18 protein-coding genes are annotated in these 13,918 nt (G+C 44.3%); 15 read left to right on the plus strand and 3 right to left on the minus strand.

Annotated features, from left to right (window positions below; genetic code table 11):
• The first annotated feature begins 313 nt into the window (after positions 1-313).
• The 3 genes from FC62_RS08560 to FC62_RS08150 are packed head-to-tail and all read left to right on the plus strand — an operon-like array spanning position 314 to position 1,250.
• Entirely contained in the window at positions 314-496 is a 183-nt protein-coding gene (locus FC62_RS08560; RefSeq protein WP_056945780.1) for an AbiH family protein, read from the plus strand.
• A gap of 39 nt (positions 497-535) precedes the next feature.
• Positions 536-1,051, plus strand: coding sequence for an AbiH family protein (locus tag FC62_RS06565; protein ID WP_056945781.1), 516 nt, complete (start codon positions 536-538; stop codon positions 1,049-1,051).
• Between the two features lie 52 nt (positions 1,052-1,103).
• Positions 1,104-1,250 (plus strand): hypothetical protein, encoded by a 147-nt coding sequence (locus FC62_RS08150; RefSeq protein WP_156408156.1) that lies wholly within the window; start codon positions 1,104-1,106, stop codon positions 1,248-1,250.
• Positions 1,251-1,488: 238 nt separating this feature from the next.
• On the opposite strand, the gene FC62_RS06570 is transcribed toward FC62_RS08150, so the two are convergent.
• Both FC62_RS06570 and FC62_RS06575 read right to left on the minus strand, forming a co-directional pair.
• Complete coding sequence (locus FC62_RS06570) at positions 1,489-3,018, minus strand: hypothetical protein (protein ID WP_056945782.1); 1,530 nt, start codon at positions 3,016-3,018, stop codon at positions 1,489-1,491.
• A gap of 278 nt (positions 3,019-3,296) precedes the next feature.
• Positions 3,297-3,821 (minus strand): flavodoxin family protein, encoded by a 525-nt coding sequence (locus FC62_RS06575; protein WP_054746238.1) that lies wholly within the window; start codon positions 3,819-3,821, stop codon positions 3,297-3,299.
• A 375-nt stretch (positions 3,822-4,196) separates the two neighbouring features.
• Between FC62_RS06575 and FC62_RS06580 the strand changes: the two genes are divergently transcribed.
• The 3 genes from FC62_RS06580 to FC62_RS06590 all read left to right on the plus strand — a co-directional run bounded on the left by FC62_RS06580 (position 4,197) and on the right by FC62_RS06590 (position 7,755).
• Positions 4,197-5,387, plus strand: coding sequence for a hypothetical protein (locus tag FC62_RS06580; RefSeq protein ID WP_056945783.1), 1,191 nt, complete (start codon positions 4,197-4,199; stop codon positions 5,385-5,387).
• A 154-nt stretch (positions 5,388-5,541) separates the two neighbouring features.
• On the plus strand, positions 5,542-7,164 hold the full coding sequence (locus FC62_RS06585; RefSeq protein WP_056945784.1) for an ABC-F family ATP-binding cassette domain-containing protein: 1,623 nt from the start codon (positions 5,542-5,544) through the stop codon (positions 7,162-7,164).
• Positions 7,165-7,227: 63 nt separating this feature from the next.
• Entirely contained in the window at positions 7,228-7,755 is a 528-nt protein-coding gene (locus tag FC62_RS06590; protein ID WP_056945785.1) for a PASTA domain-containing protein, read from the plus strand.
• 79 nt (positions 7,756-7,834) lie between these two features.
• Here FC62_RS06590 and FC62_RS06595 read toward each other — a convergent pair whose 3' ends face one another.
• Positions 7,835-8,581, minus strand: coding sequence for an SDR family oxidoreductase (locus FC62_RS06595; RefSeq protein WP_056945786.1), 747 nt, complete (start codon positions 8,579-8,581; stop codon positions 7,835-7,837).
• A gap of 82 nt (positions 8,582-8,663) precedes the next feature.
• Between FC62_RS06595 and FC62_RS06600 the strand changes: the two genes are divergently transcribed.
• From FC62_RS06600 to FC62_RS06640, 9 genes are all read left to right on the plus strand, one after another.
• A complete protein-coding gene (locus FC62_RS06600; protein WP_056945787.1) occupies positions 8,664-9,089 on the plus strand; it encodes a MerR family transcriptional regulator in 426 nt (141 codons plus the stop codon).
• 14 nt (positions 9,090-9,103) lie between these two features.
• Complete coding sequence (locus FC62_RS06605) at positions 9,104-9,727, plus strand: sugar O-acetyltransferase (RefSeq protein WP_054746207.1); 624 nt, start codon at positions 9,104-9,106, stop codon at positions 9,725-9,727.
• Between the two features lie 2 nt (positions 9,728-9,729).
• Entirely contained in the window at positions 9,730-10,107 is a 378-nt protein-coding gene (locus FC62_RS06610) for a fluoride efflux transporter FluC (RefSeq protein WP_056945788.1), read from the plus strand.
• 3 nt (positions 10,108-10,110) lie between these two features.
• Positions 10,111-10,479, plus strand: a complete 369-nt coding sequence (locus FC62_RS06615; RefSeq protein ID WP_056945789.1) for a fluoride efflux transporter FluC — start codon at positions 10,111-10,113, stop codon at positions 10,477-10,479.
• 146 nt (positions 10,480-10,625) lie between these two features.
• Complete coding sequence (locus FC62_RS06620; protein WP_056945790.1) at positions 10,626-11,711, plus strand: ABC transporter permease; 1,086 nt, start codon at positions 10,626-10,628, stop codon at positions 11,709-11,711.
• 3 nt (positions 11,712-11,714) lie between these two features.
• Positions 11,715-12,413: an ABC transporter ATP-binding protein gene (locus FC62_RS06625; RefSeq protein WP_056945791.1), complete on the plus strand. Its 699-nt coding sequence runs from the start codon at positions 11,715-11,717 to the stop codon at positions 12,411-12,413.
• Positions 12,414-12,417: 4 nt separating this feature from the next.
• Positions 12,418-13,017: a TetR family transcriptional regulator gene (locus FC62_RS06630; RefSeq protein WP_056945792.1), complete on the plus strand. Its 600-nt coding sequence runs from the start codon at positions 12,418-12,420 to the stop codon at positions 13,015-13,017.
• Between the two features lie 94 nt (positions 13,018-13,111).
• Positions 13,112-13,294, plus strand: a complete 183-nt coding sequence (locus tag FC62_RS06635) for a hypothetical protein (RefSeq protein ID WP_054746212.1) — start codon at positions 13,112-13,114, stop codon at positions 13,292-13,294.
• On the plus strand, positions 13,281-13,865 hold the full coding sequence (locus FC62_RS06640; RefSeq protein WP_255313983.1) for an alpha/beta hydrolase fold domain-containing protein: 585 nt from the start codon (positions 13,281-13,283) through the stop codon (positions 13,863-13,865). The genes FC62_RS06635 and FC62_RS06640 overlap by 14 nt, the downstream gene beginning before the upstream one ends.
• The last annotated feature ends 53 nt before the right edge of the window (positions 13,866-13,918 follow it).

A 13,918-nucleotide genomic window follows, 5' to 3' on the forward strand; every position in this document is an offset into this window, starting at 1 on the left:
TACCAGAAAATATATTCAATTTTAACCTATAGGTTAAAGCTTTAAAACAGTGTACTGTATTTTACACAATTTTATGGACTTGACTTAAAAAATCTGGAATTACTGATGATCCAAACGATTTTAGTGATGATCCAAAGTATATTTTGAATTTGTTACTGTCTGTAATAACGGTAAGTATGAAAACATTGGAGTTGATTGATGAACTACCGGATTTCGAACCAATTGATATTTAAAGAATCTTTCAGTATTTTACATCGAAAAATATTAGTGACTAGTTATGACGACCTAGTTTTATGAATTAGGAGCCACCGGTATGAAAAAAGGAAAATTAATCAAATACATTGTTGTGATAGGTAATGGTTTGGATTTACACCATGGATTATCATCAAGATATGTAGATTTTTATAATTCTTCGTCAATGTCCAGCAGATTGAAAGAGGAGTATGACATTGTCACTGCGCAATTTAGAAAACCAGGAACCTGGTACGACTTTTAAAATTAGTATCGACAGCTGATTTATCAAGAAACAACGAAAATGAATTCAGGTGCATATGGGACAGGAGATTTAGGTCTTTCTGAGAAAAATGGAATTATATTGGAGAAGCACGTCCAACGTTTAAATTATCTGTTTCAGATAATTGATAAAAAATTTGAAGATTATCTGTCTGTTGAGTACGACAAACAGGCTGCTAAATTTAAAATAGATTCTAATGTCAAAAATGTGTTAGATACCGCTGATATAGTACTTAATTTCAATTACACAAACACGCTTCAAGATGTTTATGGAATCGAAAGTTCTAAAGAAATACATGTTCATGGCGATTTCACAGCAAGTATGATTTTAGGACACTCAAATTATTACGATGGGGAGGGTGCGAAAAACTTTGGAGTTCACTTCACCGACTTGTATGAAGACGTGTCTATAAAAATTTCAGTAAATGAATTGAACGAAGAAGGAATTTATAGATTTTATCAAAAGTATACATTTTATGATTTTGATAGAGCCGCTGACGTATATATAAAAATGTTAAAACGAAAACTAATAGATTGAAATTTGATCAAGCTGTCTGTATACTTGTCAAGAAAGAAAGGCGGTAAGAGTAATGGATATAAAAATTGAAAAATCAAATAAATTTGGTTCATCTATAAAAACCACAAAAAATATTGGCGTATCTATTTCTGAAGCCAAAACTGCCGTAATGAATGATGAGAGTATTTTAAAAGCGCTCAAAAAATTATCTACTAAGTAATAACTACAAATAGGCCTCACCTAATGGTGAAGCTTATTTTTATACTCAAAATTGATTTTGTGTCAATTTAAAACCTGCGTATTAAGTTGAAGTAAACCCCAATAATTGAAGTTCACTTCATGAGAGGGTTTTTTATTTTGTCTAAAAGGATAGAAGGGGATATTTTGGGCGTACACTATGTAATTAGTCACCAAGTTATATTGTTTTATGATGCATAGCGTCCAAAATATTCTCAATATTATGAATCAATCTTTGGGTCATCATATTTCCTGACAATATACTTAACATCCTGCAGTGAGATAGGCATATCTTCTCTATCGTAGTATTCTTTATTGACGACCTTCACGGGGACTTCATGGTGGTCGTCGCCAACCGGCACGATAACACGATCATTTACTTCGATGCTGTCGTCATCCGTGAGATAGTAATAGGTTTGATCACTATTGAAGAAGCTGACGCTCAGCAAAATATAATCATGCGGAATCTTCTTTATTTCCTGGGCCAGGGGAGAGGAGAGTAGATTGCCTGAACTATACGAGTTAATTAGTTGTCTGATGGCAGATAGGAAATCAAGCAAGCCGCCAGGCCAACCATCTTTAGTATAATTTCCTTTAATCACGAATGGCTCCTGGTATTTATAATTCACCACAATTATATAGTCTTCGGACTCGGTATCTGGATCAATTAAGTATTTTGAGCTGGACTGGTCGTTAGAAAATGGCCTTGTTACTTTTAAACTATCAAGTAAATTTGAGACGCCGTCTTTAATCTGGTATTTATGCGAAATATTAACGGTAGTGTCGATTTTCTGAGTATGAGTAATGGTTTCTGCTGCTCTATCTACAACCACTTTTTCAAACCGTTCACAAGGCTTAAGTGACCAAAGAGCTTGACCAGAAGTGTTGTCGGCTAGTATCTGGGACACTTTGTGATATTTCAACGTAATTCTGGTGATTAGATCAGGTTCGAAATTGCCGTCTAAAACGTACAAATCTCTGCGACCAATAACTTCTCGCGTCAGATTCGACAAATTAATTCCTTCGGTTGCTAAGTTGTCCAGAAAACTACCGTGGTACTCATAAACGATGCCCTCGGTATTAGTCAACTCAACGTCCCAGGTACCAACGTCAGTTGCAAGCAACTCATGGTGTTTTTGTTTAAAATAATTGGAAAATACAGTCAATAACTTGTGCGCTTGATTTTTTTCGATTTTGAAATCGCTGCTCTGAGTTGAATTCGGTATATCAGTATCTAAATAAAATTCTGTGAAAACTACCATACCAATATCACTAACTGTAAGCTGTTGGGTGGCCGCCAGATTGAAGTCAGAGGATGAATTCCAACTGCTGTAGTTTGAAGTAATCTGGATTTTTTGTGGTACTCCTTGGAATATGTTATTTTCTACAGTTACTTTAGTAAGTAGTGCAAGGCGTTCAAGCACAATTATGAACCATTCACGATTAGCAGGTTCGATGATCTTCTCAGGCTCAAGTGCCCAGTGGTTAAAGTAACGCCAACGCGAATAAATTACCGAACCCAGCAAATCAATATCTGTGACGTTGGCTATTATTTTGGCAAAAGTAGTAGGATCGGAAATTGCATTGCCATAAACGCTCTTAAACGATTTACCACTATCCATTTTAAAACCGAGTTTATCACAGTCATCAGCAAAGTAATGATCAACAAATTCTGTATATTCGTTGGTGCGGTCACGAAATCTGGCCAACCATTTAAGCGCAAATTGATGTATCTGAATCATATCTGACATAATATAGTTAGCTCCTTTTAAATCCTAGCTACACTCACTTCAATTGATTATGCGTTGATTTTATCACCATTAATAATATATTACTACGTAAGGTGATGGATTCAGAAGGTTATATTGCAGACAAAAAGACCTGACTCAGGATTGATACCAGAATCAGGTCATTTTTTAGAAATATCTGACGTTTTGGGTCACTGCTTATTACCGGAAGTTTTTCTGGGCTTGTTCATTGCAATGCCAAGAATTGTGGTCGAGCATGTTAATTGTTATTCCTTAGCACCTTATTTGACGTTAATAGCGGACAACCAGTGATCAACTTCTTGAGCCACTGCCACCTTCTTGTTGCCCTTAATCACCAGCAGACGGCCGCTAATTTCTTCGCCACCTTTGACAGAGTAGCCCCGCAACACTGCCGCACCTTTAGCTTCTCTTTTAATTTGAGTGAAAACGGACCCTGCACCGTAGCCACCATTCGTGTTAAACGGGATGACTGTTTTATCGGCAAAGTCATGCTCCTTCAAGAATGACACGACGGCTTGAGGGAGCGCCATGTTCCAGGTGGGCGTCCCAATGAAAATTCTGTTGTGATTGGCAAAATTTGGGATTTTGGTCTCCAATTCTGGTAAAACATTATTTTCTTGCTCTTCCTGATTCAATTCGACTTCTGCGCGATAATTCTTGGGCCTCGCTGCTGTAGTTTTTAGTTGCACGAGGTCACCCCCAATCTTTGCTTGAATCAATTCGGCCACCGCCCGGGTGTTGCCAGTCCGTGAATAATAGACAATTAAAGTTTTCTGTGTTGCCATAGTTGTTTCTTCTTTCTCATGCTCATTTGCTGCTATCATAAACCTTGGAGCCGGATCTAAGGCAATCGATGGCCAGTTTCCCGCGCCAACTGCTGAAATTCCGCTCCAGATGATTTAATGAAAAGCCTTCTTAATGAAGGCTTTTTTTGTTGGCGAGTAAGTTTGCTAGGTACAATTCCTCAATCGGCTTATACTTTGGGTGTAAAATCATCACCTGGTTGGCCCAGAATAAATTCGTTTGCCTCACTAAGTAATAGTCTGAATTAATTGCTATTTTAAATAATCTCGTTATAGATGCTTATAGTTTGAATAATCTAATTATTATAAACTATGATGGAATTATCGGAATAGTTTATTTGAAATGAGGTATCAGCTATGGTATTGATGACGAGGTTAGAGAAATCAATTCAAGAGATTGCGACCGCCCATGTGAATGTCGGCGTAGAGGTCGAAAAGTTACGCGTTGACCAACAGAATAAGTTAAGCCTGAAGTCATTTCCCCAGCACTTAAGTCAGGATATTGCGGAATACATTGAGCGAGAATTCCTTACAGCCCAGCTCGAAGTTGTCTTCCCACCGGCTGTTGTTGCAGAGGACAACGTAGCACTAATTACTGAGGTCATGACTGAGCTCGATCAGCAGTTACGACCTGGTGAGAGGTTATGGTCCTTCAGTTGTCCTCCCGAATTACCACCCCATATCTCCGAATCGGAAATTTCCGCCAAACCAGATGCTAGCCTTTGGTATCGTAAGCGGATTGGTCAACTGTACGATGTGCGCCGAGTTGCCAATACCGGAGTACATCTTAACTTAAGCTTTTCAGCTGACGTAGTCGACCAGCTTGTTAACAGTACTTCGTTTACAGATTCAAATGAGCTCTATATCCACCTTGCCCAGCAGTTTATGCTTCATCATTGGTTATTCACATACTTGTTTGGTGCGACGCCGACGGTCGATGCCTCGTACTTCGATGGTCCAGGTCTCCAGCAGCCGGTACGTAGTATTCGCAACAGCCCATACGGTTTCCCAACAAGTATTATTGGTGATTACAGTAGTGCCGCAAACTACGTGACCCGGATTGAATGGGCCGTCACTACTGGTGAATTGATGCAGCCTGGCCAATACTACGAGGGTGTGCGGTTAAAGGGGCAAAAGGGTAAGGCCCTAAGGTCGATTCTGACAGATGGAATCTCACACTTGGAACTGCGTTTCTTTGACTTAAATCCGTTCAAGATTGCGGGCTTAACGAGCATGCAGATCAGGTTAATTCAGTTGTTGGCATTGTACTTTGTTCAGCAAGAACCGATTCCAGATAGTAAGTTGGTTCAAAAATTGAGTAGGGCTCGACGTAAGAATACAGAGGTGGCTCTCGAGAACCCAATCGAGGAGTGCCGCTACCAGCAGCAAGGGCTCGAACTTTTAGCCGCTTTAAGGGAGTTCGCCCTGGCAAATCAACTAGACGAGAAGTTCGTGATCGCAGTCGAGCACTTTAAGGAGTGTTTCGTTGATTGTGAGCAGACGCTCAGTGTGCAGGTACTTGATGCGATGAGTTCTGTAACCACCTAAAGTTAATAGAGCCTGCCCGTCACTGTGGCCAGGTTCTTTTTGTTCGTTGCCCAAGATTTCGCGGTCTGCTAGTCCTATTTTAAAAGCATGTAATCTGCTATACTTAATGCAATATACCGACAATTATTGTGTTTAGTGGGAAAAGGATAAAATATTGATTACAGTAAGTGAAATGGGCCTCATCCTTGATGGCCATAAGTTATATGAAGACGTTAACCTGAAGTTTACGCCCGGTAACTGCTATGGCGTGATTGGCGCAAACGGTGCGGGTAAATCGACTTTTCTGCGTTTGCTGGAAGGTAAATTGCAGCCAACAAGTGGTGTGATTGCAATTGATAGTAATTCACGGATGTCGAGCCTCGTGCAAGATCATTTCTTATTCGACGACTTCGATGTTTTGGATACCGTAATTCAGGGGCACAAAGAACTACACGATGTAATGCTCCTAAAGGATGCATTGTATGCTAAACCGGATTTCTCTGAGGAGGATGGCATCAAGGCGGCGGAGCTCGAGAATCGCTTCGCCGAACTCGACGGCTGGAATGCAGAGGTGGAGGCGACCCAGTTGTTGAATGAACTGGGAATTTCCGAAAGCATGCACCACCAGAAGATGGGCGAACTATCGGAACCCCAGAAGGTGAAGGTCCTGCTTGGGCAGGCACTATTTGGTAAGCCGGATATTCTGCTTCTCGATGAGCCGACCAATGGGCTTGATATGCAGACAGAAGTTTGGCTAGAGAATTTCCTCGCCGACTATCCCAATATCGTCATTGTGGTTTCCCATGACCGCCATTTCTTAAACCAAGTTTGTACCAACATGTGTGATGTGGACTTTGGCAAAATCAAGATGTTCGTTGGTAATTATGACTTCTGGTTGGAATCTAGCCGCCTTGCATCTAAGCTGGCTGGGCAACAGAATGCGAAGAAGGAAGAACAAATTAAGGAGCTCCAGGAGTTCATCGCCCGTTTCTCTGCCAATGCCTCTAAATCAAAGCAAGCAACTTCACGCAAGAAGCAGTTGAGCAAGATTACATTGGATGATATTCAGCCCTCCTCGCGCAAATATCCGTTTGTGAAATTTGATTTCGAACGAGAACTAGGTAACGATTTATTGCGAGTGGAGAATGTTTCGAAGACGATTGAGGGCGTCAAGGTACTAGATAACATTAGCTTCAGCGTTGGCCCAAATGAGAAGGCCGCGATCATGTCGCGGAGTGATTTGGCATCGACGACAATGATGCAAATTCTAGCAGGGGAGCTTGCACCGGACACGGGCACTGTGACGTGGGGTGTAACCAGCATTCGCTCGTACCTGCCAAAGGATACTAATTCGGCGTTCAACGATGACCAGTTGAACATCCTCGATTGGCTCCGGCAATTTGCCGAGAAGGGCTTCGATGACAACACGTTTTTGCGTGGTTTCTTAGGTAAAATGCTCTTCTCTGGGGATGATATTGAGAAGAAAATCGCTGTGTTATCCGGTGGTGAAAAGGTCCGGGTCATCCTCGCCAAGATGATGCTCCAAAAGGCCAATACCCTGTTGATGGACGATCCGACGAATCACCTCGATTTGGAATCAATCACGTCATTGAATGATGGCCTGATCGGCTTTGGTGGCGCGATTATCTTCACCTCCCATGACCACCAATTCATTCAGACAGTAGCGAACCATATTATCGAGGTCTCGGCTAGAGGTGTGGTGGATCGTGCAGATACGAATCTTGATGAATGGCTGAACCACGAGGTAATGCAGGCGAAGGTTGCTGAACTATATTAACCTTTTAACGGTTTAAGTGTTTAATTGTATCGTTAGTTTTTAGCTGAATTATGAGGTAATCTGATGGTGAATAAGAAGACTGGTCTAGTCAGAAAAATTGGAAAAAACATTGGTAGTACGCTAATTCAAAGCCTCGGTGTGACCGATATTGCCGATAAGTCACTCGAACTATTGAATAAGTATGTTGATCAGCATAGTGGTGATATTCGAGTGCCGGATCTGAAGGATGTGGGGCTTGACGATGCTGAAGCGATTTTGGCCCAACTAGGCTTCAAATACGCACGCGTCTTAGTCCAACCAAAGGCGGCATTAGCGGAGCAAGCCACGATGATGGTCCTAGAGACTCAGCCCAAAGCCAACAAAAAGGTTGCACCAGGGAGCTTCGTGAAGCTCTATTTCATGGATGAAGTGGTCCAAACTAAGAGCCGAGAATTGGTCCAACAAGCTGTGTTGAAGAAGCAGCAACGAAAGGCACAACAAGCGGCAAGAGTCCACAACACCGTCCAAGCAACCAAGCAGAATGTGGGTAACATGGCCCAGAAAGTACCGCTGCCCAAACTTAAGCGTAAAGCAAAACAAACCAAGCAATAAGTTTCAATATTAAACCACGATTTTTTATCAAACAAAGCCTCTGCTTGACTATTAATGTCAAGGGAGGCTTTGTTTTTGTCTACCAGCTCTGGCGACTTGGACCAACCGTGAATTCGTTGATGGTCGTATCTTCAGGTGCGTCGATGGCAAATGCCACTACATCCGCAATGCGTTCTGGACTAATTTCATACTCGTCATAAAGGGCGCGAATGCCAGTAGCCATGCCACTGTCCGTGATGTGGTCTACAAGTTCTGATTGGATGGCTGCAGGATAAATGACGGATGTCCGAATGTGGGTCTTTTCCTCAGCAGATTCCATCCGCAATACCTCCATGAGGTCGCGCACCGCCCACTTTGTGGCACCATAGACAGCACCATTAGTGTAGGCCTTCAAACCGGCCACGGAAGATGTGGCAATCACTTGACCGTGTTTTTGTTCTGTGAAGGTCGGAAGTACACTCGCAATACCATACAGGACGCCACGTAAGTTGACGTCAATCATCTTATTCCATTCGTCAACATGGAGCGCTGATAACGGTGAGTTAGGCATCAGGCCGGCGTTCAGGAAAGTGACGTCCAGACGGCCAAAGCGTTCTAAAGCGAGCTTAACCAACGCATCGTTGTCATCCCGTTTGGTCACGTCCGTGGCCAGGGCAACAGCTTCACCACCCGCATTCTTGATGTCAGCAACAATTTTTTCTAACTTCTCAATCCGGCGTGCACCAAGCACAACCTTTGCACCAGCAGATGTCAGCTTCTTAGCGGTAGCCTCACCGATACCTGATGATGCACCAGTAATTACAACAACTTTATCTTTAATACTCATTGAAATTTCCTCTTTTCTGCTATATGATTGTTCTCATGTTACATCCTAAAGCTGACTTTAGGTCAAGGGAAAGAGGAATATAATGGCAAAAAATTTATTAATTGGTGAGGTTGCAGCGCAGTTTAGGCTTACTGTCCCAACGATTCGCTACTATGATCAGGAGGGACTAATCCCCAATTTACAAAAGAATGAGTCCGGTCAACGCGTTTTTACAGCTGAGAATATTGATGCACTACAAATAATTGAGTGCCTAAAGGATTCCGGCATGGCGATTAAGGATATCAAGCAGTTTATGCAGTGGGTTAGTGAGGGTGATGAGACGCTCTATAACCGGCGAGAAATGTTTGTGCACCTAAGAGCACAGATGCAGGAGAAGATGAACCGGTTGCAACAGACGATGCACGTGCTTGATTATAAGGTGGGTTATTACGGCAAGGCGGTGCAGGACGGCACGGAAAAGTATGTTAAACAAACTGCCAAGCCAATCGCTGAGATTATTAACGGATAGTAGGATGATGTAAAATGACAAATGAAACTGATGACGAACGCCTTTACGCGGGGAAATTATTTAAGTCGCACCAACTCTCGGCTAAGAATCGTTCACGCCGTGGTCGGGCACTAGCCCAGCAAATTAATCAACTGCCGCTAGAGCAGGTTGAACAGATTGTTGCGGCAGAGCGCCAGTTAATTGAGCATAGTGGTCAAGATATGTTTATTCAGCCACCATTAATGGTGGAGTACGGGCATAACATCACGATTGGTGATCACTTCTATTGTAATTTCGACGCTATTTTCTTAGACAAAAGCACCATCACGATTGGCGATAACGTGATGGTGGGTCCACGCGTGAATTTTCTCACCGCCGGTCACCCGGTGGATGCGAAAACGCGCAACGAATTTTATGAATACGCAAAACCAATCGTGGTCGGCAACGATGTCTGGATTGGTGGCAACGTGACAATCCTGCCCGGCGTAACAATTGGCAGTGATGTCGTAATTGGTGCAGGCGCAGTTGTGACAAAGGATATCCCCGATCACGTGATTGCCGTGGGTAATCCGGCCCGTGTCCTAAGAACAATTACGCCAGAAGAGCAGCAACGGTGGCGTGAAGAAGCCAGCGAATATGAAGCGGAAGTGGGCAGGTAGTGATGCTACAAATATTGATTTTTCTGTTCGCCGCAATTGGCGGGATTCTGCGTTTCTGGCTATCACTGCATGTCCATGTCCTGGGGGTTCCCGTGGCCACTTTACTCGTCAACTTACTTGGTACGTTTTGCTTGCCTATCTGGAACGAACGGCTGCAGACGAGTGCACCACTGCAGGTGAAGTTGAAGGAGGCTGTAGGGGTGGGCTTCTTTGGCGCGTTGACGACATTCTCAAGTATGAGCCTCGACACCTACTTGTTAGTGTTGCGTGGTGCTAATTTGCAGGCCGTAATCTACCTGCTGTTGACCATTTTCGGTGGAATTTCACTGACTTTCCTTGGTACGCGAATTGGCATAAATAAAAAAAGAGTAGGAGACTAATTGATGAGCCTAGTCTTGTTGGTTGGGGCGGCAGCTGGCGTCGGTGCACTAGTGCGCCGTAACTTTACCGTCTTCTTCCGTAAACACGTTTCGCAGCGTAATGCGTTTATTGCGACGATGTTCATCAACATCGTCGGCAGCTTTTTTATTGGGATTTTAGCCGGGTTATTCCTACCCAATACTGTTAATTATCGAATCTTGGCGGTCGGTCTGTTAGGAGGGTTGACTACGTTCTCCTCGTTTAATTCCGAGCTAGTCAACCTGACGCTCGCCGGCCGGACCAAGGTGGCTTTAGCCTACATGGGTGGCTCATATCTGCTTGGCTTGACATTTGTTTTTCTTGGTCATTTGGTTGCCACAATGGCGGTGTAATAATCGGCTTCTGTGCCCGCATTTCCATGTACGGAGAATTTTTTTATATTTTTGGTGACATTTTGTCACCAGAGGAGTATGCTGGTTTTGTGTTTAAGTGACAAAGTGTTACTTGGGTAAAAATAGTCAACGAAAGAAGAATAATTATGTTCTTAGCATTGAAAGAGATGAAGGATCAGAAGCTGCGCTACCTCCTACTCACGAGCATCATCGGGCTGATTGCGCTCGTCGTGTTTGTGATTAGCGGCCTAGCGAGTGGCTTGAGTTCTGGCAATAAGCAAGTAGTCCTCGATTGGCATGCGACTGGGATGGTGCTCAACAAGAACGCTAACAAGACGGTGAACGCGTCCAACCTGGCTGCACGCGAGCAGGAGAATGTCACGGCTGAAAAAGTCGCGCCGATGGGCATCTATTCCGGGGCCCTGAAGCAGGGCGAGGAACAGAATAACATCACGGTTTTCGGTACTGAAAAGGACAGCTTTATCTTACCCAAGCTGCTAGAGGGTAAGAGTTTCGATGAGGACTACACAATCATGATTTCCCAGAATATGGCGGATAAGTTTCAACTCGCCGTTGGTGACCAGATTAAGGTGGGCAATCTGAAGCACAAGCTCAAGGTGACCGGGATTTTCAAGGCTACCACCTACCTGCTCCAGACCGTGGGTTACACCAACTTGACGACCTACCAGGAATTGAAGTATGGGACCAAGGCCGCAGATGAATCACAAATCATGGTCAACATGTTTGCGGTTAAGGATAAATCATTGAAAGATGTGGCGCTAAACGACACGAAGACCGTGCCACTGGAGAAATTCAGCAACACAACATTTATTGAGAACATTCCGGGTGAGAAACCGGAACAGATTACTCTAAACGCGATGGTCTACGTCTTGATTATCATCTCCGCTGGAATTGTCGCAATCTTCATGTACGTTTTGACCCTCCAGAAGAAGAATCTGTTTGGTATCCTGAAGGCTCAAGGGATTCCCGCGAGCGTGATTAGCAAATCCATCTTCGCCCAAAGCCTGGTGATGGGCTTGCTCGGTGTGGGCGTAGCCTTTATTTTGGCATTGGTATTGGGCAAATTCACACCAGAGGCGATGCCGTTTAAGGCTGACTACCTGAAGTGGGTGATGAACGGTCTCTTGTTAATTGTCGTGGCAACGCTTGGGAGCATCTTCTCGCTGCCAACCGTGCTGAAAGCAGATCCAGTAGAATCAATTGGGGGTTAAGGCATGACACAAAGTTTAGTAATGGAGCATGTTGTGAAGAAGTTTGGAAGTGGACATACCGAGATCACTGCCTTAAAAGGAATTGATTTCGCCATTGACGCCGGAGAATTTGTGGCCGTGATTGGGCCGTCTGGTTCAGGTAAATCTACTTTTCTCACCATTGCTGGCGGGTTGCAGACGCCGACGGCTGGCTCAATTCATATTGGAACTGCTGATTTCAGTAACCTAAACGAGAAGAAGCGGGCGCAGCTGCGCTTACGCAAGATAGGCTTCATTCTCCAGGGGACTAATCTCATTCCCTTTCTCACGGTCGCAGATCAGTTTAAGTTCATCGACCAGGTGGAACACAGGAAGTTTCAGACGACGCGGTTTAAAGATTTATTGACCTCCCTAGATATCTACGAGCTGAAGGATAAGCTGCCGCGTGATCTTTCTGGTGGTGAACGCCAGCGCGTGGCAATCGCCAAAGCTTTGTATAATGATCCCGCTGTGATTCTCGCGGATGAGCCCACGGCTGCACTGGATACGAATCACGCGTATGATGTGGTGAAGTTGCTGGCTAAAGAGGCGCATGAGAAGAATAAAGCCACTATCATGGTCACACACGACCCAAGAATGGTGGCGTACGCAGATCGTGTGCTTGCCATGGAGGATGGATTGTTAGTTGAGAAGCAGATCAGCGATTATCAGGTAGTGGAGTAGTCAGATGCCAAAAGCGACGTTTTTGAATTTGCCGGAGGAAAGGCGTAACCAGATCGAACGAGTCTTGATTGAACTATTGAGTGAAGAGGACCCTAGTCGGGTGACCGTGAAACAGATTATCGATCGCGTCGACTTTTCCCGAGCGGCATTCTATAAGTACTTCATTGATTTAGGTGATGCTATTAATTATGTCACCAGAATAGCAACGAACTTCGTGCACAAGGCGATTATGCGAGAAATTACGACAACCGGGGATTTCTTCTTGGGTAGCCGCAACTACCTCGCACATGTGGCCGATTACGCGCCAGGTTCGCGTGAGCAGCGCTTGATTATTGTTCTCTTAAATGGGGGTAATTCCGTGTTGTTCAAGCGAACATTATCCGCCCAGAACGAGGAGCTCGTACAGCATTTCTTACACCTGCTCCAGCAAAATCAGATTAACATTGAGGATCAAAATGAGGCAATCAGTTTCTTGTACCTAATGATGAGCCTCGTAACTGATGCCCTGTTTGATTACACAAGTAATCACTGGACTAAATCAGAGTTACTCGCTGACTTTGATTTACGAACTAAGTGGTTGCTTCACGGGATTCTGCCGCAATAGGGCGATATTTTAGAATTTTGCTCGTGGAAATACTATACTAATTCTAGAGCTACATTGATGTGCTACTAGATAGCTGGTGACGAAAGGAACGCAGATGAAAACCAAGATTGTATTGCACGCAGATGACATGGGTAAGGTACCGGAGTTACTCAGTAACCTGGGCAACATGGTACGCTACGCTAACACGCACGAGCAGGATCAGATTGAGGTCGTATCTGCCGGCGTTTTAGATATCGCGGTGCTACAACAAGACGGCTTCTCATATATTAAACCGTAGGAGAGGACCGCGGAGGTTTTACCCTGCACCGTTGACGGACATGGATCAGGTGGTCGCCTGGGTACGCCAGCGATTTACAATAAATATTATTAAAGTCATCGGCGGCTCCGCGGTTGGCAACATGGCGGTTGAGCTGGCAATCAAGTACGGGTTTGCCGCGGTCTCGCTTTCCGGTATTTTGGACATTGATGGGTGGCTGCAGGAACACAAGAACGTCGTAGCCCAGCCGGACACAACCCAGGACTTCACTAACGCGGCGAGTGCGACGATTAATCAGGCGGGCGCAGATGACGCTTTTTACAAGTGGTTTATCATGAATTATCTGAATCAGAATCTGGAACTCGCGGAGGCTGCCACGGCCTATCACCGGGTGAATGAAGGTACTGGTTCCATGTTGTTGGTCAATTCGCTCAACGAATTTGTACCCACGAGTGGTGTACTACAGCTTGCGGCGCGACTGGCTCAGATGCATGTTCCTGTCAGCACCATCTGGCTAGCGGGGACACAACATGCGAAGGGCTATCTGGCTCAGGTATGGCCCGTCGTCCGAGACTTTTTGCTGGCGCAGTGATTCTGGTAGAAAAATTACGCACAAATTCAGGTGAAAAAGTATACGATAGAAGT

This window comes from Amylolactobacillus amylotrophicus DSM 20534, assembly GCF_001434555.1.
Lineage (GTDB): Bacteria > Bacillota > Bacilli > Lactobacillales > Lactobacillaceae > Amylolactobacillus > Amylolactobacillus amylophilus.

Excerpts from the sequence above, each read along its gene's own strand:
- FC62_RS06595 (WP_056945786.1), bottom strand. The coding sequence starts at position 8,581 with ATGAGTATTAAAGATAAAGTTGTTGTAATTACTGGTGCATCATCAGGT.
- FC62_RS06635 (WP_054746212.1), top strand. The coding sequence starts at position 13,112 with ATGAAAACCAAGATTGTATTGCACGCAGATGACATGGGTAAGGTACCG.
- FC62_RS06605 (WP_054746207.1), top strand. The coding sequence starts at position 9,104 with ATGACAAATGAAACTGATGACGAACGCCTTTACGCGGGGAAATTATTT.
- FC62_RS06625 (WP_056945791.1), top strand. The coding sequence starts at position 11,715 with ATGACACAAAGTTTAGTAATGGAGCATGTTGTGAAGAAGTTTGGAAGT.
- FC62_RS06570 (WP_056945782.1), bottom strand. The coding sequence starts at position 3,018 with ATGTCAGATATGATTCAGATACATCAATTTGCGCTTAAATGGTTGGCC.
- FC62_RS06615 (WP_056945789.1), top strand. The coding sequence starts at position 10,111 with ATGAGCCTAGTCTTGTTGGTTGGGGCGGCAGCTGGCGTCGGTGCACTA.
- FC62_RS06620 (WP_056945790.1), top strand. The coding sequence starts at position 10,626 with ATGTTCTTAGCATTGAAAGAGATGAAGGATCAGAAGCTGCGCTACCTC.
- FC62_RS06610 (WP_056945788.1), top strand. The coding sequence starts at position 9,730 with ATGCTACAAATATTGATTTTTCTGTTCGCCGCAATTGGCGGGATTCTG.
- FC62_RS06565 (WP_056945781.1), top strand. The coding sequence starts at position 536 with ATGAATTCAGGTGCATATGGGACAGGAGATTTAGGTCTTTCTGAGAAA.
- FC62_RS06590 (WP_056945785.1), top strand. The coding sequence starts at position 7,228 with ATGGTGAATAAGAAGACTGGTCTAGTCAGAAAAATTGGAAAAAACATT.
- FC62_RS08150 (WP_156408156.1), top strand. The coding sequence starts at position 1,104 with ATGGATATAAAAATTGAAAAATCAAATAAATTTGGTTCATCTATAAAA.
- FC62_RS06580 (WP_056945783.1), top strand. The coding sequence starts at position 4,197 with ATGGTATTGATGACGAGGTTAGAGAAATCAATTCAAGAGATTGCGACC.
- FC62_RS08560 (WP_056945780.1), top strand. The coding sequence starts at position 314 with ATGAAAAAAGGAAAATTAATCAAATACATTGTTGTGATAGGTAATGGT.
- FC62_RS06575 (WP_054746238.1), bottom strand. The coding sequence starts at position 3,821 with ATGGCAACACAGAAAACTTTAATTGTCTATTATTCACGGACTGGCAAC.
- FC62_RS06600 (WP_056945787.1), top strand. The coding sequence starts at position 8,664 with ATGGCAAAAAATTTATTAATTGGTGAGGTTGCAGCGCAGTTTAGGCTT.
- FC62_RS06630 (WP_056945792.1), top strand. The coding sequence starts at position 12,418 with ATGCCAAAAGCGACGTTTTTGAATTTGCCGGAGGAAAGGCGTAACCAG.